An 18,949-nucleotide genomic window follows, 5' to 3' on the forward strand; every position below is an offset into this window, starting at 1 on the left:
TCCCATGATGCGTCTCTGTGCTGTTTTGGTTCTTTCCCTGTGCGGCGGCCTGATTTCAGTGCACGCCGCGCCTGCGCCGCATCCGCATTGGAGCGTGGGCTTTCATCGCATGAGCGTTCTCGATCCGCTGGATTCGCAGCCGATGAAGGCCATTGCGTTTTACCCCTCCACCGACACTGAACACACCACGGCCTTGGGCCCCTACCATGTGGCGGCTGGCGAAGACGCCAAGGTGGCCATCGGCCGTTTCCCGATGCTGATGTTGTCTCACGGCAATACCGGTACACCGCTGGCCCTGCATGACCTGGCCACCTCGCTGGCGCGCAAGGGCTTTGTGGTGGTGGCGGTGCTGCATCCCGGCGACAACTACAAGGACCACAGCCGCCTGGGCACCGTGAGCAATTTGTACGGTCGTCCGATCCAGATTTCCCAGGCGATTACCGCGGCCTTGAACGATCCAATGCTGTCGCCCTTCGTCGACATCGACCAGGTGGGCGTAATCGGCTATTCGGCCGGTGGCGAAACCGCGCTGATCCTGGCCGGTGCCAAACCGGATTTCGAGCGCCTGCGCCGCTATTGCCAGCAGCGTCCGGAAGACCGTGACGCCTGCACCACCAAAGGCGAGTTGGTGGTCGACCGTGACGACTTGCAGCCCCAGGCCGATCCGCGCATCCATGCGCTGATGCTGATGGCGCCGCTGAGCCTGATGTTCGGTCGCCATACCCTGGCCGACGTGCATGTCCCGGTGCTGCTCTACAGCGGCGATGGCGACCAATTGGTGGCCGTGGACAAGAACGCCGCCGCCCTGGCGCGCAAACTGCCGGAGCCGCCGGACTTTAAATTGCTGGCCGGGGCAGGGCACTTCGTGTTCATGGCGCCGTGCGACAGCGATCAATTGGCGACGATGCCGGCCATCTGCACCGATGCCGACGGCGTCGACCGTGAGGGCATCCACCGCGACCTGGTCTCCGAGGCCGGGCGCTTTTTCAGTCACACCCTCGGCGAGGCGACCCGCGCCGGGCTACAGACGGCTGATCAGTAAGCGCGACGCTTGAGCAATACGGTCAGGACCAGCGCGGTCACGGACAGCAGCGCGGCGCAGAAGAAAATCCAGCCGTAGCCGAGGTTCAGTGCCACGGCGCCCATCAGCGGCCCGGCAATCGCCAGGGCCAGGTCGAAAAATACCGCATACGCACTCAGCCCGGCGCCTCGGCTGCTGTCCGGCACGCGCTTGATGGCTTCCACACCAAGCGCCGGGTAGACCAGGGACAAACCGAAGCCGGTCAGCCCCGCGCCAATCAACGCCACGCCGGTCGACGGCGCCAGCCACAGCAGCGTGAGGCCCAGGGTTTCGATGAGCATGCAGGCGATGGCGGCGGTAAAACCGCCGACGCGGTTGATGGCGGAAATAAACAGCAGGCGCGACACAATGAAACACGCGCCAAACACCGTCAGGCAGTAGGCCGCTCCGGTCCAGCCGCGATTGAGGTAATACAGGGTGATAAAGGTGGTCAGCGTGCCGTAGCCAATCGAGGCCAGGCACAGGCTGGCGCCAAACGGTGCGATACGGCCAAACACCGCCCAGAACGGCAGACGCTCGCCGCGCACCACCGGTACCGAAGGTTTGTTGCGGATCAACACCAGGCCCAGCGCGGCCAGCCCCGCCAGCGCCAGGCCCAGGCTGGCGAAGCCATAATCGGCCACCATCACCACTCCCAGAGGCGCGCCAATGGCGATGGCGCCGTAGGAAGCAATACCGTTCCAGGAGATCGAACGGGCCGTGTGCTCGGTGCCGACCGCGCCCATGCACCAACTGATGGTGCCCACGCCAATCAGGCCCTGGGCCACGCCCAGCAACAGCCGACCGACGATCAGCACAGCCAGGCTCAGCGCCGGCACATGCTCAAGCAGTACGGCGATAAACGTCAGCACGCCACTGATCAGAATACCGGCCAGGCCCAGCACGATCGCGCGCTTGGTGCCGACATTGTCCGACATGCGCCCGGCCATCGGCCGACTGAGTAAGGTCGCCAGGTACTGCGAGCCAATGGTGACGCCGGCAACGACTGCGCTGTAGCCCAGATGCTCGTGCACATAGCCTGGAATCACCGCAATCGGCAGGCCGATGCAGATGAACGCGATGAAGGTGTAGAAGACGATGGAGACGATCTGCAGGGTGATCGACAGGGAGGAGGGGGCGGCGGGCATGAATAGTCAATCGCTGGCGGGCGGTAGAAGCATCATGGCATATCCCGCACGACTGTAGGAGCGAGCTTGCTCGCGAAGAACGTCAACGATAACGCGGGTTGCCTGATTCTGCGCGGTGCTCTGAGGTTTTTCGCGAGCAAGCTCGCTCCTACAGAAGTGTGCATGCAAAAAAGCCCTGTCACAGGGACAGGGCTTTTTCTTGCAGCTTGCAGCTATGCGCTGTTCTTAGAACACCACACCCTGGCTACGCAGGTAGTCGTCGTAGGTGCCGCTGAAGTCGATCACGCCGCTGGCGCTCAACTCAATGATGCGGGTCGCCAGGGACGATACGAACTCACGGTCATGGCTGACGAAGATCAGCGTGCCCGGGTAGTTCTCCAGCGCCAGGTTCAGCGCTTCGATGGATTCCATGTCCAAGTGGTTGGTCGGTTCGTCCATGATCAGCACGTTCGGCTTTTGCAGGATCAGCTTGCCGAACAGCATGCGGCCCTGTTCACCACCGGAAATCACCTTTACCGACTTCTGGATCTCGTCGTTGGAGAACAGCATGCGGCCCAGGGTGCCACGGATCATCTGCTCGCCCTGGGTCCACTGGCCCATCCAGTCGAACAGGGTGACGTCGTCTTCGAAGTCATGGGCGTGGTCCTGGGCGTAGTAGCCCAGTTCCGCGGCGTCGGTCCACTTGATGCTGCCGGCGTCGGGGGTCAGTTCGTTGACCAGGGTGCGCAGCAGGGTGGTCTTGCCGATACCGTTCGGGCCGATGATTGCCACGCGCTCGCCGGCTTCAACCTGGAAGCTGAAGTCCTTGAACAACGGTTTGCCGTCAAAACCCTTGGCCATCTTCTCGACCATGACCGCCTGACGGTGCAGCTTTTTGTTCTGTTCGAAACGGATAAACGGGCTCACGCGGCTCGACGGCTTGACCTCGGCCAGCTGGATCTTGTCGATCGCCTTGGCACGGGAGGTGGCCTGCTTGGCTTTCGAGGCGTTGGCCGAGAAGCGGCTGACGAAGGATTGCAGTTCGGAGATCTGCGCCTTCTTCTTGGCGTTGTCCGACAGCAGTTGCTCGCGGGACTGGGTCGCCACGGTCATGTATTCGTCGTAGTTGCCCGGGAACAGGCGCAGCTCGCCGTAGTCCAGGTCAGCCATGTGGGTGCACACGCTGTTCAGGAAGTGACGGTCGTGAGAGATGATGATCATCAGGCTGGAACGCTGGGTGAGAATGTTTTCCAGCCAGCGAATGGTGTTGATGTCCAGGTGGTTGGTCGGTTCGTCGAGCAACAGCACTTCCGGATCGGAGAACAGCGCCTGGGCCAGCAATACGCGCAGCTTCCAGCCGGGCGACACTTCGCTCATCGGGCCGAAATGCTGTTCCAGCGGAATGCCCAGGCCCAGCAGCAGCTCACCGGCACGGGATTCGGCGGTGTAGCCGTCCATCTCGGCGAACTCGGTTTCCAGCTCGGCCACGGCCATGCCGTCTTCTTCACTCATTTCGGGCAGCGAGTAGATGCGATCGCGCTCGGCCTTGACCCTCCACAGCTCTTCGTGGCCCATGATCACGGTGTCGAGCACGGTGAATTGCTCGTAGGCGAACTGGTCCTGGCGCAGCTTGCCCAGGCGCACGTTCGGCTCCAGCATGACCTGGCCGCCGGACGGTTCGAGGTCGCCGCCGAGGATTTTCATGAAGGTCGACTTGCCGCAACCGTTGGCACCGATCAAACCATAGCGGTTGCCGGCGCCGAACTTGACCGAGACGTTCTCGAAGAGCGGCTTGGCGCCGAACTGCATGGTGATGTTAGCTGTGGAGATCAATTACTTTACCTATCAATGAGTTGCGAGCGTGACGGCAGGTGCCTTCAGGCATGCGTCAACAGCGACATCAAGGCGCGAAACCCGGTCGCTGAATACAAAATCTGGAATGTGTGTTGGAATTTGGCGCGCATTGTCGCATATGTCAGGCGACAGTTGTATGGCCAGCGAAGGTTGGTTTCGCCAATGTCTCCGGCATGGCCAGCCACAGCAGCAGCAAGGCGGCGGCGGCCACCCCGGCCAGGGTCAGGAAGGCGGCGTTGTAGCCGGCCAGCTGCACCACGAAGCCGGCCAGGCTGCTGCTCAGCGCCGCGCCCAGGCCAAAGACGGTCGACAGCGCGCCGAGGCTGACGTTGAAGCGGCCGGTGCCTTGGGTCAGGTCCTTGACGATCACCGGGAACAACGCGCCGAAAATGCCCGCGCCGATGCCATCGAGCATCTGCACGGCAACCAGCCAATAGGGGTCGCTGGACAAGGTGTAGAGCACGCCGCGCAGGGGCAGGATCATGAAGCCGGCCAGCAGCAGCGGCTTGCGCCCCCAGCGGTCGGCCTTGATTCCCACCAGCATCGCCGTTGGCACCATCACCAATTGCGCGGCGACGATGCAGGCCGAGGTCAGCGGCGTGGCCATCTGCAGGTTGATCTGCGACAGCTTCTGGCTGACCAGCGGCAGCATCGCGGCGTTGGCCAGGTGAAACAGCGCGCAGCAAATGGCGAACAGCAGCAACGAGCGGTTGGCCAGCAGCGCGCTCAGCCCCGAGGGCTGCTCATGGTCGGTGTGATGAGCCGGGTCGAAGCCACGGGCCACCTCGTGGTCGATCGCCTTGGCCGGGACGCAGCTCACGGCGATCACACTGGCCACGGCCATGAACGCCATCAGGTAGAACACCACCACCGGCCCGAACAGATACGCCAGGCCGCCGGCCAGTAATGCCGCTACCGCGTTGCCGGCGTGATTGAAGGTTTCGTTGCGTCCGGTGCGCCGGGTAAACGCGCGCGGCCCGGTGATGCCCAGGGAAATCGCGGAAATCGCCGGGGCGAACACCGAGGCGGCGATGGCGCTGGCGGCCTGGGTCAGCGCCACCCAGCCAAACGAACTGACGAAGGGCAGCATCAGACAACTGAGCGTGACCAGCAGCGCGGCAAGCGCAATCACTGCGCGTTTGCTGCGGGTACGGTCGATCAGCGCGCCCGCCGGGCCCTGGGTAATCAGCCCGGCGATGCCGGCCAGAGTCATGACTACGCCAATACTGGCCGGCTCCCACTGATGTACCGCCAGCAGGTAAATCGCCAGGTACGGCCCCAGGCCGTCGCGCACATCCGCGAGGAAGAAATTCAGGCCGTCCAGGGACAAGGCGGTGCGCAGGTCTAAGTGATGGGCCACGATGCTATCTTCCAGAGCGCAGTCCGGAGGCTGGACACGCGTTGGGGTAGTGACCTGCACCCAGGGTGATTAGTTCGCGGTTGCCTGGGATTTCCAGACGCAAAAAAAGCCCGCAAGCAGAGGCGGGCCAAGGGATTCACTGGAGTAGGTAGGCTTCACCCTATAGGTCGGAACGTGAAGGCCTTGTGAAAATGCCGTGATCAAACCGCTTAAGCAGGCCGCTCATGCAAGGCGGGCATTGTATCGGCAATATAACAGCGCTACGGATAACGGGATTTTTTTCTTTATGGGACAGCCATTTGACAGGTTTTTCATGTTGTATTGACTACGCTTGTAGCCTGATTAGTCCCACATCAAAATATCTTTGTGACTACACGTCGACTTAAAGCTGAAATAATCCTTAAAACCGTGGGATTTTTCGTCAGACTAAGTGGTCAGACTGCCATTGGTCGGCCGTGCTCAGGGCGTTGTCCCTGACTCAAAGCCGCTAGGGCTTCCGCTAAGTGATGGCCTTTTAGTATTAATTTAAGGTGTTCTTATTTTGAATCGAAGTTCCCCGCTTACGCCTGCTGTAGCGTCTGATGAAATTGACCTGTTTGAATTGTTTAATGCCATATGGCGGCAAAAGAAGCTCATCGTGGGGGGCACGGTTCTGGCAGGGGTGCTGGGCGTGGGGTATGCCTTTCTGGCACCCAAGACTTACGAGGTCAGCAGCGTGCTGCGGCCTGCGGCGATCAACGAACTGGACGCGCTGAACCGCTCCGAAGTGTATAAATTGCCGCCCGCCGACGCGTTGCTCAAAGTCGGCGCGCAGTTGGACTCCTACGAGGCGCGCCTGGGCTTTTTCAAGGACCATGAGGAATTGTTCAAGGCGTTCCAGAAGCCGGGGCAAACCCTCGAGCAGAGTTTTGAAGACTTCAATCGCAACTCGGTCAATCTGATCCTGCCGGACCCGAAGAAGTCCGACTCGCTGAGCAACTACATTCGCCTGGAATTGCAGTACCCGACCGACGTTGACGGAGTAAAAATTCTCAACGGGTTTGTCGACTACGCCATTGCTGCAGAGCGCCAGCAGGTGGGGGCCGACCTCAAGGTGATCGTGAACAACCGCCTGAATGAGCTCAAGGGCAAGATCGATGCGGCCCGTGCCAACTATGACACCGACAAGGAATCGAAGATCGCCAAGCTGCTCGAGGCCGACCGGCTCAAGCGCGCCCAATTGCAGGATGAACTCAGCGCCCTGCGCTTGCAGATGAAAATGGAGCGGACCAACCGCCTGGCGGAATTGGCTGAAGCCATCGGCATCGCCCAGTCCATGGGCATCCGCACGCCGACTACGCCATCCTCGATGGCCGACGCCACGCGAACCGGCTCAAGCCAGGTGATGCGCACCGAGGTCAACAATCAGAAGATTCCGCTGTACTTCATGGGCACCGAGGCGCTGGAGGCCGAGCGCGCCGCTCTGCAAAAGCGCACCAGCGATGACTTCACCAACCCGCGTATTGCCGAAATCGGCAAGGAACTCCAGCTGTTGGACGCCAACCGCGAGGTTGAAGTACTGCGCAAGCGTGGCAATGAAGATATTTTCCTGCAGGACGTAGAGCCACTGCGCGCCGAAGTCGCCAGGCTGCGGGGTTTGAACATCGACATGAGCAACCTCAAGCTGGTGACGATCGACCGCCGCGCCCAGGAGCCACTGTCACCGATCAAGCCGAAAAAAGCCCTGGTCATTGCGTTGAGCCTGGTGGGCGGCTTGCTGCTGGGCGTGATGGTCGCGCTGCTCCGCCACCTGGTGTTGACCCGGCGACAGGCCGTACCGTTCTCGGCATTGGAAGACAGCAGTTTTTCCCGCCGTGAGCGTAAGGACGATCAACTGTAAGCCATAGCACTGCCCTCCAGTGGGCGGGTCCAATGGCTCGCCTGCTCATCCCCCCAGCACACTTCGTAGACAGGTTTTCACAATTCTTAGTTAACCTTTGGTTACAAAGTATGGCTAAATAACCGCCAATGGTCACACATCGCATGGTCGGTCGTGTCACCTGTATGTGAATTGTGATTTCAGGTGCTGCTTATCCATCCTCGGCCGTTGTGGGCACGCAGGAGCAGCCTGTTGTCTCCCTGACGTGTGACGAATCCCTTGAAACTCATCATTGTTGCTCTCTACGTTGCCTCCATCGCGTATGTACATCTGCGCGGCCGGGTGCGGCACAAGCTGGGCCGCCAGCTTAGCGATCACTCGACGTTCCTGGCGCCGATCAATTGCTTCCTGTACCTGTTCTCCAAACAACCCAGCCGCCCCTTTCTGACGCCCAGCGACTTTCCGGACCTGAGCCCGTTGCAGGAGCACTGGGAAGAGATCCGCCAGGAAGGCCAGAACCTGATGCGGGCCGGGGAGATCAAGCGTTCGCAGCAGTACAACGATGTGGGTTTCAATTCGTTCTTCAAGTCCGGCTGGAAGCGCTTCTACCTGAAGTGGTACGGCGACAGTCATCCATCGGCGATGAAGCTGTGCCCGCGCACTACCGAACTGGTGCAAAGCATTGGCTCGATCAAGGCCGCGATGTTCGCCGAGCTGCCACCGGGTTCCAGGCTGGTGCGTCACCGTGACCCTTACGCGGGTTCCTACCGTTATCACCTGGGGCTGGACACGCCGAACGATCCGGGCTGCTATATCAACGTGGACGGCGAAAGCTATTACTGGCGCGACGGCGAGCCGGTGATGTTTGACGAGACCTACATTCATTACGCCGAGAACACTACATCGCACAACCGCATCATTCTGTTCTGCGATATCGAGCGGCCGATGAAATATCGCTGGGCAGCCGCATTCAACCGCTGGTTCAGCCGCAATGTGATGGCAGCGGCGGGTTCACCCAATGACGAAGGCGACAAGACCGGCGGCCTCAACCGGGCCTTCACCCGCCTGTACAAGATCCGGTTGCGTGGCAAGGAACTCAAGAAGCGCAATCGCACGCGCTATTACCTGGAAAAGTGGGCGATTTTTGCCGGTCTTGCGTTGATCTTTATCCTTATCTGATCTGCATTCGGGGCGCGCATCACTTCGGTGCCTTCGCGCCCAGCTTGTCCCACATCTGCTTGCTGATCTTCTGACGATTGGCATAGCCGGCCCAAGGGTCGTCTTTCAAGTCCCGCAACCGTTCGTGCAGATTGGCCACCGTCCATTGCTGGGCGCCGCGCAAGCCACTTAATTCATCGCGACTGACCGGTACCGACACCGGCAGGCCTGGCCGTGCCCGCACGGAGTAAGCCGCGACCGTGCTCGCGCCCCTGGCGTTACGCAGGTAATCGATGAAGATTTTGCCCACGCGGTTCTTCGGGCCGCTGGTGGCGGTAAAGCGCTCCGGCAGTTGCTGGGTCATGAACTGGGCGATCGCCTTGGCAAAGGCTTTGACGGTGTCCCAGTTATCGCGCCGCGCCAGCGGCACGATCAGGTGCAAGCCTTTGCCGCCGCTGGTTTTGACGAAGGCCTGCAAGCCTATTTCATCCAGGACCGACAGCGTCAACTGCGCCGCCTCCAGCATGGATTTCCAGGGCAGGGCAGGGTCCGGGTCAAGGTCGAGCACAAACAGGTCGGGGGTTTCGATCTTGTCCGTGGTGGCGCCCCAGGTGTGCAGCTCAACCGTGCCCATCTGCACCGCGCCGATCAAGGCATCGGCGCTGTCGATTTCCATCAGGCGGGCATGGCCGGGGTCCAGCGCCTGGTCCAATTGCTTGATGTGCGGGATGCTCATGCGTTCGGAATGCTTCTGGAAGAACTGTTCACCTTCGATGCCTTCCGGCGCCCTGAGCAGCGAGACGGGCCGGTTGCGCAGGAAGGGCAGGATCGATGCGCTGATGTCGGCGTAGAACTGCGCCAGTTCCTGTTTTTGCGTGCCGCTCTGTTTGTCGATGACGCGATCAGGGTGGGTGATTTTCATGGCCTTCACGGGTTTCACCTCTTTCTCGGTTTTTTTCGCCTTTGGCGTTTTCACCGATTTGGCCGTGCGCGGCTGTTCATGAATGATCTGCGCAGCGGGCTTGTCGGTGCGCATACCCACAAAGGCAGCCTGACGCACCACGCCTTCCCGGGTCCATTCGGCAAATTGCACTTCACCGACCAGGCTCGGCTCGACCCAGTGCACGCCGCGCGCCTGGGCGCTGGTCAACGGCTTTTGCAGCGGCGAATCCTTGCGCTCGAGCGCGGTGAGCTTGGCGTAGATGGCTTTGAGCGACGCCTGGTCGAAGCCGGTGCCCACACGCCCTGCGTACACCAGCCCGGTATCGTCGTTGACCGCCAGGAGCAGCGCGCCAAATCCGGTGCGCGAGCCCTGGGGGCGGGTATAACCGACAATTACGAATTCCTGGCGCAGGCGGCATTTGAGCTTGATCCAGTCGGCACTGCGGCTGGACACATAAGGGCTGCCGGCACGCTTGCCGATTACACCCTCCAGGGCCAGGTCGCAGGCACTTTCGAAAATGTCGCGCTGGTTGGCGGCGAAGGCTTCGGAGAAACGCAGCAGCTTGCTCTTGCTCCCGTCCAAGGCTGACTTGAGCGCGGCGCGACGCGCTTCGACCGGCTCTTCGCGCTGATCGCGGCCGTCAAGAAACGGCGCATCGAACAGGTAGTAAACGATGTCGAGGCTGCGGCCGATGTCGAAGGCATTCTGCAATGCCTGGAAATCCGGCAAGCCGTCGCCGTTGAGGCTGACCACTTCGCCATCCAACCAACTGTCCTTGAGCTTGAGCGCTTGCAAGGCTTTGGCCTGGCGCGGCAGGCGCTCGGTCCAGTCGTGGCCGTTGCGGGTGAACAGGCGTACCTCACCGTCGCGAATACGCGCCAGGATGCGGTAACCGTCGAATTTGATCTCGTAGTGCCAGTCACCTTCGGGTGCCCGATCGACCAGGGTTGCCAGTTGCGGGGAGAAGGCTTCGGGCACGGCGGTCGCCTGCTTGCGAGTGCTCGCCTTCGGTGCCGGTTTGGGTTTCGCTGCCGTTTTGGTCCTGGCCTTGGGTCTACCGACCACGGCATCGCTGAGCACGCTGGCGGGTTGGGCCTCGACGATGTCGTACTCAGCCGAGGGGCGCGCCTGTTGATCCTTTTCCTTGATCAGCAGCCATTGCTCCTTGTCGCCGCTGCCTTTGAGCCGGGTACGCACGAGGGTCCAGTCGCCCGTGAGTTTTTCGCCGACCAGGCTGAATTTGAGTTTGCCGGCCTCGTAGGCCTTGTGCGGGTCGTCATGGGGTTGCCAGATGCCGCGGTCCCACACGATTACATCCCCGGCGCCATATTGCCCGGCGGGAATGCTGCCTTCGAAGCCGCCGTAGCTCAGGGGATGGTCCTCAACGTGGACCGCCAGGCGCTTCTGGCTCGGGTCCAGGCTCGGGCCCTTGGGCACGGCCCAGCTCAACAACACGCCGTCCAGTTCCAGGCGAAAGTCATAGTGCAGGTTGCGCGCATCATGTTTCTGGATCACAAAGCTCAGGGCTGAGGCCTTGCGCTTGCCGGCCGGTGAGGTGCCGGCGGGCTCGGCGGTGATCCCGAAGTCGCGTTTGCGGTTGTACTCGCTCAGGGGCTTTGCCATGTCGTTCTCCAGCCAATGGCAGGCTCAAGAGGCCTTTTTGTTGGATTTTTTCGGCGCGGTTTTTTTCGCCGCAGGTTTACCCGCCAGGCTGCGCTTGAGCAACTCGGTCAGGTCGATTACATCGGCGGATTTGCGCTCTTCGCTGCCTTCGGTCGATTCGACGTCTTCGATCTTGCCGGCCTTGGCCTTCTTCTCCACCAGCGCCATGATCTTGTCCTGAAAGCTGTCGCGGTATTCTTCGGGTTGCCAGTCTGCGCTCATGTCTTCCACCAGACGCTTGGCCATGTCCAACTCACCCTTGGCCAGGGTCGGCTTGGTCACATCGCTGCCCAGTTCCAGCTCATCCAGGCTGCGCACCTCGGCGGGCCAGCGCAGCATCACCAGCACCAGGGCCGACTCCAGCGGCATCAGCGCGGCCAGGTGCTGCTTGGTGTGCAGCACCACATTGGCCAGGGCAACCTTGCCGGTTTTTTTAAGGGTCTCGCGCAGCAGCGCATAGACCTTGCCGCCGCGCTTATCCGGGGCCAGGAAGTAGGGCGTGTCGATGTTCTGCAGGGGAATCTGGTCGCTGGCGACAAAGGCGATGATTTCGATGGTCTGGGTCGACTTGGGGTGGGCCGAGCGAATTTCATCTTCGCTTAGCACCACGTAGCGGCCCTTTTCATAGGCCACACCCTTGACGATATTTTCCTTGTTGATCTCTTTGCCGGTCGCCTTGTTGATGCGCTTGTAGCCCACCGGGTCCATGCTGCGTTTATCCAGCCAGTCGAAATCAACGCCTTGGGAAGACGTGGCCGACACCAGCGAGACCGGGATGTGAACCAGACCGAAGCTGATGGCGCCTTTCCAGATTGCCCGGGGCATAGATACCTCTCCTTACAAAGATAAGCCTGTGTTCTGGTGACTCGTGGGCCGGGGCAAAAGTTTCGGCGAACGGATGCTCGGACAGATCCTGTTACACCTGATGAGAAACAATTTAATGTCGCCAGCCGAACCCCTGGCGTAGCGTGTTATCGAAAGCACGTGATACCACGCGACACATAGAGAGGCAGCGTCATGAACAGTTGTGTGCGTTACCTGGCCGTGCTGGCGTTGGGCCTGGTCCTGGCCCCCTTGGCCCAGGCGCAAAACCTGCCGGGCCGCCCCGATTCCAACAACGGCCCTATTCATCGGGCCAATCCCAACAGCATGCAGGGCACCCAGCCCAACGCGCCGGCCGTGCGCGGAATCCAGACCGCCCCAAGCAACCCTCGGCCTACGCTGGAAAACGGCGGGATCGGCAATAGCTATCCCAAGCGCGACACCGCACCCAGTCGCCCGACCACCGAACCCAAAGCGCCCACCTATGATGCCAACGGCAATCGCCGGTAAGGATCCGTCTTATGTTTCTACGCAAAACCCTGCTAGCCGCCTTGTGCGCAACCACGCTGCTGCCATTGGCCGCAGTCCAGGCCGCCGAGGCCCGACAGTTTCCCAGCGAGCAAGGCAGCATCACCGCGACGCCGGTCGCCAAGGGCCTGCATCATCCCTGGGCGGTGGCGTTCCTGCCGGACAGGCAAGGCTTCCTGGTGACCGAGCTTCCCGGCCAGCTGCGTTTTGTCAGCCAGGACGGCAAGCTTTCCGCGCCGTTGACGGGCGTGCCGCAGGTGTGGGCCAAGGGGCAGGGCGGTTTGCTGGACGTGGTGCTGTCGCCCGACTTCAAGCAAGACCGCCTGGTCTACCTGTCGTATGCCGAAGGGGGCGGCAAGGATGGCAAGGCCGGGACCGCCGTGGGACGCGGGCGCCTGGCCGATGACTTGAGTGGTCTGAAGGACTTTACGGTAATTCTGCGCCAGGAGCCCAAGCTGTCCACCGGCAATCACTTCGGCTCGCGCCTGGCGTTCGACCGTGACGGTTACCTGTTCGTGACCTTGGGCGAAAACAACGACCGGCCTACCGCGCAGGATCTGGACAAGCTGCAAGGCAAGGTCGTGCGCATCTACCCGGACGGCCGCGTGCCTGACGACAACCCATTTGTCGGCCAGCCAGGGGTACGTCCTGAGATCTGGTCCTACGGCCAGCGCAACCCGCAAGGCCTGGCGCTGAACCCGTGGAGCGGGACGATCTGGGAAAACGAACACGGGCCACGGGGTGGCGATGAAGTCAACATCATCGAGCGCGGCAAGAACTACGGCTGGCCATTGGCAACGCATGGCATCAACTACTCCCTCACGCCGATTCCAGAGGCCAAAGGCAAGACCGCCGAAGGCACCGTGGCGCCGCACCATGTGTGGGAGAAGTCGCCGGGGATCAGTGGCATGGCGTTCTACGACGCCGACCGGTTCAAGGCTTGGCAGCACAACCTGTTTATCGGCGCGTTGGCCAGCCAGGAGCTGATTCGGTTGCAGTTCGACGGTGACAAGGTTGTGCATGAGGAGCGTTTGCTGGGGGATTTGAAAGCACGTATTCGTGACGTGCGGCAGGGGCCGGATGGCTATCTGTATGTGCTGACGGATGAAGAGGATGGAGTGCTGTATCGCGTCGGGCTGAATCAGGACTAGGCAGATATAGCTGATGTTCCGAGATCCAAATGTGGGAGGGGGCTTGCCCCCGATGGCGGTGTATCAGTCACTGATGTACTCACTGACCGGTCCTCATCGGGGCATAGGTATTTACACAATTTTGGTGCGACACCGCACCTCTGGCGAGGGAGCTAACGCGTATCTACCTGACGTTCCGAGATCCAAATGTGGGAGGGGGCTTGCCCCCGATGGCGGCCTCAGGGCCGACCAGGATGTTGGATTGGAACGGGTACATATCCGTTTCTGCGGTAACGGCCACTTAGGGTTCCGCCCTGACGGCGGGTCACTTTGGAAAAGCCCCAAAGTAACCAAAGGGCTCTTGCCCCACCACTCGGCACCTCGCTTGGGCTCGGTGTGCCCGAACGCAGGCTTGAATCCGTGGGCCGCCGCAATGGGCCATCCATGGCCCAGTTCGGCTAACCCGGCGTCCTGCCGGGTTGCCCACGGATTCAAGCCTGCGTTCGGCCAGCGTGGTTAACGGGGCGCCTGAGATCAAGATCAAAAGCAGATCAAGAGCGACTCGCTTCGCATCGTGGTTACGGTTGGGCGCTACAGGGTTGTGTAGATGCCTATGCTCATCGGGGGCAAGCCCCCTCCCACAGGTTACAGGCCCAACTGCGACAACCCCGGATGCTCATCCGGACGCCGCCCCAATGGCCAGTGGAACTTGCGCTCGCTCTCCTTGATCGGCAGATCGTTGATGCATGCAAAACGGTGGGCCATCAGGCCGTTTTCATCGAACTCCCAGTTTTCATTACCGTACGAGCGAAACCAGTTGCCGGAGTCATCGTGCCATTCATAGGCATAGCGCACGGCAATGCGGTTGTCGGTGAACGCCCATAGCTCCTTGATCAATCGATAGTCCAGCTCCCTGGCCCATTTACGCGTGAGAAAACCTTTGGCTTCTTCGCGGTTGTGGACAAACTCGGCGCGGTTGCGCCATTGGGTGTCCAGCGTATACGCCAGTGAAACCCGGTGCGGGTCGCGGGAGTTCCAGCCGTCTTCGGCCAGGCGCACTTTTTCGATGGCCGATTCGCGGGTAAAGGGCGGCAGGGGCGGGCGGACTTCAGCGTCAGTGGACATAGAGAAACTCCTGAAAACAGTAGAGTGGATCGAAAGTTGCCAGGAATGGGCTTCAAAGTGCCAATAACATTCGCGCCATGTCTTGCGCATTATCGGCAGCCGTTGAATCACCCATCACCAGGGCAACGGTAATAGCGCCATCGATCAGGATCAGCAGTTGCGCGGCCTGCCGCTCCGGGGCGGGGGTGCCGTGTGCGTGACACAGTTCGAGTACGTACTCGAACAGTTTTTGTTTGTGGGCCTTGGCCAGCAGGCGTACCGGGTCCTGCGCGTTGCCGGTCTCGCCACTGGTATTGATAAAGGCGCAGCCGCGAAAATCCGCCGAGCCGAACCAGCTTTTCAACGCGCTGAACAGCGCCAGCAGGCGCTCGCCGCTATCATTGCTACGCTCCACTTCAGTGCGCAGCCAGTGCATCCAGCGTTCGTCGCGGCGCTGCAGGGCGGCAATCACCAGCTCATCCTTGTTGGCGAAATAGCGGTAGATGCTTTTTCGCGAGACGCCGGCGGTTTTCACCAGCAAGTCCATCCCGGTGGCCGCGATGCCATGGCGATAAATCAGCTTCTCGGTAACGTCGAGAATGATATCGCGTGTTTCATTGGTGGTCATATCGTTCATGGCTGAAACAGTAGAACGATCGTTCTTCTTGGTCAAGTGGGTTTTTCGGATAGCGCTGACGAGACCTGAGCATCCTCATGGTGTAAGCTTTGGGCCTCTTCGGATTCGACCCTTTGCGAGCCTTATGCCGTCGTTCTTCAAACGCTCCCTGTTGCCTAAACTGCGCGGTTTTCCGCTGTCCACCGATGCCATCGAGGTGCTGTCCGGCGCTGATGCCTATCGGCGTTGCCTGCTGGAGAAAATCCCCCAGGCCACGCGGCGCATCTATATCGTTGCGTTGTACCTGCAGCAGGATGAAGCGGGACAGGAGATCTACGACGCACTGCATGCCGCGAAGGCGGCACGGCCGGCGCTGGACATCGTGGTGATGGTCGACTGGTTGCGCGCCCAGCGCGGGCTGATTGGCGCCGGCAAGCAGCCGGGCAACAGCGCCTGGTACCAGGCCATGACCCAGAGCCATGCCACTGAAGTGCCGGTGTACGGCGTGCCGGTGCAAACCCGCGAACTGTTCGGCGTATTGCACCTCAAGGGTTTCGTGATCGACGACACGGTGCTGTACAGCGGCGCCAGCCTGAACAACGTGTACCTGCACAAGTTCGACAAGTACCGCTTCGACCGTTATCACCTGATCCACAGCCAGCCGCTGGCCGATTCCATGCAGCATCTGGTGGAGCATGGCCTGGTGGCGTCCAAGGCGGTGCACCGCCTCGACCTGCCCAACCCGCCCACCACCCGCAGCCTGCGCAACGATATCGGCGACCTGCGCAGCCGCCTCAAGCATGCGGCGTATGACACCAGTGCCGGGCAGTTGCCCAACGGGCACTTGCAGGTCAGCCCGCTGCTGGGCGTGGGCAAGAACAACCCGCTCAGCCGGGTGATCCTCGAACTGATCGCCAGCGCCCAGCAGCAACTGACGATCTGCACACCGTATTTCAACCTGCCGCTGCCGGTGACTCGGGAAATCAACCGGGCCCTGGCGCGCGGGGTGAAGATCGACATCATCGTCGGCGACAAGACCGCCAACGACTTCTACATTGCGCCCAGCGAACCGTTCAAGGTGATCGCCGCCTTGCCTTATCTGTATGAGATCAGCCTGCGTCGCTTTGCCAAGCGCCACCAGCCGATGATCGACAGCGGCCAGTTGAACCTGCACCTGTGGCGTGACGGTGACCACAGCTACCACCTCAAGGGCATGTGGGTCGACGAGCGTTACACCTTGCTGACCGGCAACAACCTCAACCCGAGGGCGTTCCGGCTCGACCTGGAAAACGCCTTGCTGATCGACGACCCCAAGGGCGAATGGCTGGCGCCGCGAGCGCAGGAGCTGGCGCATATTTTCCGGCACGCCACACGTATTGAGGGTTACCAGCAATTGCAGACGCTGGTGGATTATCCGGCGGCGGTGGGCAAGTTCCTGCGACGGGTGAGCAGGGTGCGTATCGAACGGCTGCTGTACCGGATTCTGTAAAACCACCTGAACAAAAAAACACCCAGACTCCTGCGGGGCCTGGGTGTTTTTTTGCGTGGGCGGTTCAGCTCAGGTCCAATCAGTTCAGGCCCAACTTGCCGCGCAGCATCGACAGGTCTTCGGCCAGGGTATTGACCGGCCCCACCAGGGCTTTGCGGTCGTTATCCTTGACCTTGTCGTAGGTCTCAAACCCGCCGTCCGGGGTCTTGTACTTGGCGAGGATTTTGTCCACGGTGGCAAAGTTCTTGTCGACCTTGGCCAGGAAGCCCTTGTCCTGTTTTTCGATCTGGCCACGGAACAGGTCGACGATTTTCTTCGCGCCGTCGATATTGCCCTGGAAGTCATACAGGTCGGTGTGGCTGTAGCGGTCTTCTTCGCCGGAAATCTTGGTGGCGGCCACTTCTTCAAGCAGCGCTGCGGCGCCGCCGACGACTTTTTCCGGTGGGAAGGTCAGGCCGTCCACGCGGGTTTTGAGGTCCAGCACATCGCTGTTGAGCTTGTCGGTGAGGGCGTCGAGGCCCTGGGTGGTGTTCTCGGAAAACAGGCTGTATTCGATGCGGTGAAAACCGGTGAAGTCTTCGGCCTTCACGCCTTTTTCATGATCGTCGACCCGTGAGTCGATAGAGGCGTCGAGGTCGCTGAACAGCTCGGCGATCGGTTCGATGGACTCATAGTGCACACGGGTCGGCGCATAGAGTTTCCTGGCGGTGGCCAGGTCGCCTTGTTTCACGGCGGCGGTGAAGGCCTGGGTCTGGGTGACCAGTTCACCGATCTCTTCGGTGACGTAGATCTTGTAGTCCGACACCGGCCCTACCAGGTCCAGCGGCGCCGGGGCGGCGAAGGCGGCCAGTGGCGAAAGGGTGATCAGCAACGACAACGCGAGGGTCGACTTTTTCATGGGACGGTATCCGCTCTGAGTTTTGTTTCAGGTTTTGGCAGTGGTTGGCGAGTGCGTTGCCGCAAGCAGCGTGCGCCCGATGAAATCGTCAGGTCCCCGCACCCCCGGCAAGGTGAAGAAATAACCGCCGCCGACCGGCTTGAGGTATTCCTCCAGGGGCTCACCGTTGAGCCGGGTTTGCACGCTGATAAAGCCTTTCTCCAGGTCAGCCTGGTAGCAGATGAACAGCAGCCCCATGTCCAGCTGACCGTTTTTATTCACGCCGTTGGAGTAGTTGAACGGCCGACGCAGGATCAGGTTGGCCTGGGTCTGCGGTGTGCGCGGGTTGGCCAGGCGGATGTGGGCATCAAGCTTGGTCAACTTGCCCTCCGGGTCCTTGCTGTAGTCGGGCACCTGGGATTCCTTGTCGCCCCCCATCGGCGCGCCGGTGGGTTTGACACGGCCAATGATGCTTTCCTGTTCCTGCAGCGGAGTACGGTCCCAGCGCTCGACGAAGTTGCGGATGATCCGCACCGCCTGGTAGCTGCCGTGGGCGGCCCAGGCCGGTTCGTCGCTGCCGGGCTGGACCCAGACGATGCGGTCCATGGCCTTGGCGTCGTTGGAGTCGGGGTTGGCCGAACCGTCACGAAAGCCCAGGAAGTTGCGCGCGCTTTGCGCAGGCTCGCCGGGTTTGGCCGGCGCCTGGGGCGGCACGCTGCCTTCCTGTTTCCAACGCACCAGCAGCAGGTCCGGCAGGTTCTTCACGATGTCGCGCAGGGCGTGGATATTGGTGTCCGGCGTGTTGGAGCTGAACTGCAGGCTCAGGTCGCCGTGGCACTGTGCCGGTTCCAGCGCATCGTTGGGAAAGCCGACCATGCGCATCAGGCGCTTGGGTTTGGCTGCACCGAGGCCGAAGCGCTCATCGAACAACGACTCGCCGACGGAAACGGTGATAGTCAGGTTATCCGGCGTGACCACCGGGCCGAGGATGCCGGAGTCGGTGGGCGGCAGTTTCGGGTCGACCTGCGGCACGGTGCCGCCAGTCATCAGGAACGCGATGCGCTCGTTCAAGGTGCGAAACAGACGCTCCAGGTCTTCACGGTCGCTGGCCAGCACGTCGAAGGCCACCAACATGCCGCAGGCCGGGCGCGGAGTGACGATACCGCTCTGGTGCTGGCCGAAGAAGGCGTGATGGTCCTGGGTCTTGTCGCTGCGCGGCGCGGTGGTGACTTGTTCGGCGGCCGCAGCCATGGCCGGGCAGGTCAAGGTGCTGCCGGCAATGGCCGCGCCGGTAGCCGCCATGCCCAGCAGGACACGGCGACGCTGAAGGTTGAATTGTTCTGAATCACTCATGTCTGCGT

General features: G+C 61.2%; 15 protein-coding genes. 6 read left to right on the forward strand and 9 right to left on the reverse strand.

Going from position 1 to position 18,949, the window contains the following annotated elements; genetic code table 11:
• Window positions 1–4 precede the first annotated feature (4 nt).
• Window positions 5–1,042 carry an alpha/beta hydrolase family protein gene (locus TU82_RS21660; protein WP_057725262.1) on the forward strand — a complete coding sequence of 346 codons (1,038 nt, stop codon included), beginning with the start codon at window positions 5–7 and terminating at the stop codon, window positions 1,040–1,042.
• Here the strand turns inward: TU82_RS21660 and TU82_RS21665 are convergent.
• The 3 genes from TU82_RS21665 to TU82_RS21675 form a co-directional block, all read right to left on the reverse strand.
• Window positions 1,036–2,208, reverse strand: a complete 1,173-nt coding sequence (locus TU82_RS21665; RefSeq protein ID WP_057725263.1) for an MFS transporter — start codon at window positions 2,206–2,208, stop codon at window positions 1,036–1,038. The genes TU82_RS21660 and TU82_RS21665 overlap by 7 nt on opposite strands.
• Window positions 2,209–2,433: 225 nt before the next feature.
• Window positions 2,434–4,020, reverse strand: a complete 1,587-nt coding sequence (locus TU82_RS21670) for an ABC-F family ATPase (protein ID WP_082632055.1) — start codon at window positions 4,018–4,020, stop codon at window positions 2,434–2,436.
• Window positions 4,021–4,162: 142 nt separating this feature from the next.
• Window positions 4,163–5,401, reverse strand: coding sequence for an MFS transporter (locus TU82_RS21675; RefSeq protein ID WP_057725265.1), 1,239 nt, complete (start codon window positions 5,399–5,401; stop codon window positions 4,163–4,165).
• 541 nt (window positions 5,402–5,942) lie between these two features.
• Between TU82_RS21675 and TU82_RS21680 the strand changes: the two genes are divergently transcribed.
• Complete coding sequence (locus TU82_RS21680) at window positions 5,943–7,280, forward strand: Wzz/FepE/Etk N-terminal domain-containing protein (RefSeq protein ID WP_057725266.1); 1,338 nt, start codon at window positions 5,943–5,945, stop codon at window positions 7,278–7,280.
• A gap of 258 nt (window positions 7,281–7,538) precedes the next feature.
• A complete protein-coding gene (gene lpxO, locus TU82_RS21685; protein ID WP_057725267.1) occupies window positions 7,539–8,438 on the forward strand; it encodes a lipid A hydroxylase LpxO in 900 nt (299 codons plus the stop codon).
• 19 nt (window positions 8,439–8,457) lie between these two features.
• Here the strand turns inward: lpxO and ligD are convergent, their stop codons facing one another.
• Window positions 8,458–10,983: a DNA ligase D gene (ligD, locus tag TU82_RS21690; protein WP_057725268.1), complete on the reverse strand. Its 2,526-nt coding sequence runs from the start codon at window positions 10,981–10,983 to the stop codon at window positions 8,458–8,460.
• 24 nt (window positions 10,984–11,007) lie between these two features.
• Window positions 11,008–11,847 carry a non-homologous end joining protein Ku gene (ku, locus tag TU82_RS21695; RefSeq protein WP_057725269.1) on the reverse strand — a complete coding sequence of 280 codons (840 nt, stop codon included), beginning with the start codon at window positions 11,845–11,847 and terminating at the stop codon, window positions 11,008–11,010.
• 192 nt (window positions 11,848–12,039) lie between these two features.
• On the opposite strand from ku, the gene TU82_RS21700 reads away from it, so the two are divergent.
• Together TU82_RS21700 and TU82_RS21705 are read left to right on the forward strand one after the other, a co-directional pair.
• A complete protein-coding gene (locus TU82_RS21700; RefSeq protein ID WP_057725270.1) occupies window positions 12,040–12,354 on the forward strand; it encodes a hypothetical protein in 315 nt (104 codons plus the stop codon).
• 11 nt (window positions 12,355–12,365) lie between these two features.
• Window positions 12,366–13,523, forward strand: coding sequence for a PQQ-dependent sugar dehydrogenase (locus tag TU82_RS21705; RefSeq protein WP_057725271.1), 1,158 nt, complete (start codon window positions 12,366–12,368; stop codon window positions 13,521–13,523).
• Window positions 13,524–14,147: 624 nt separating this feature from the next.
• On the opposite strand, the gene TU82_RS21710 is transcribed toward TU82_RS21705, so the two are convergent.
• Window positions 14,148–14,627 (reverse strand): nuclear transport factor 2 family protein, encoded by a 480-nt coding sequence (locus tag TU82_RS21710; protein ID WP_057725272.1) that lies wholly within the window; start codon window positions 14,625–14,627, stop codon window positions 14,148–14,150.
• A 52-nt stretch (window positions 14,628–14,679) separates the two neighbouring features.
• A complete protein-coding gene (locus TU82_RS21715) occupies window positions 14,680–15,243 on the reverse strand; it encodes a TetR/AcrR family transcriptional regulator (protein ID WP_057725273.1) in 564 nt (187 codons plus the stop codon).
• 124 nt (window positions 15,244–15,367) lie between these two features.
• Between TU82_RS21715 and pssA the strand changes: the two genes are divergently transcribed.
• Entirely contained in the window at window positions 15,368–16,711 is a 1,344-nt protein-coding gene (gene pssA / locus TU82_RS21720; RefSeq protein WP_057725274.1) for a CDP-diacylglycerol--serine O-phosphatidyltransferase, read from the forward strand.
• A 79-nt stretch (window positions 16,712–16,790) separates the two neighbouring features.
• On the opposite strand, the gene efeO is transcribed toward pssA, so the two are convergent.
• Both efeO and efeB read right to left on the reverse strand, forming a co-directional pair.
• The gene (gene efeO, locus TU82_RS21725; protein ID WP_057725275.1) at window positions 16,791–17,609 is read right to left on the reverse strand and encodes an iron uptake system protein EfeO; all 819 of its coding nucleotides are present in this window, start codon (window positions 17,607–17,609) and stop codon (window positions 16,791–16,793) included.
• A 27-nt stretch (window positions 17,610–17,636) separates the two neighbouring features.
• Window positions 17,637–18,941: an iron uptake transporter deferrochelatase/peroxidase subunit gene (efeB, locus tag TU82_RS21730; RefSeq protein ID WP_057725276.1), complete on the reverse strand. Its 1,305-nt coding sequence runs from the start codon at window positions 18,939–18,941 to the stop codon at window positions 17,637–17,639.
• Between the last annotated feature and the right edge of the window lie 8 nt (window positions 18,942–18,949).

The organism is Pseudomonas orientalis (genome assembly GCF_001439815.1).
Lineage (GTDB): Bacteria > Pseudomonadota > Gammaproteobacteria > Pseudomonadales > Pseudomonadaceae > Aquipseudomonas > Aquipseudomonas orientalis.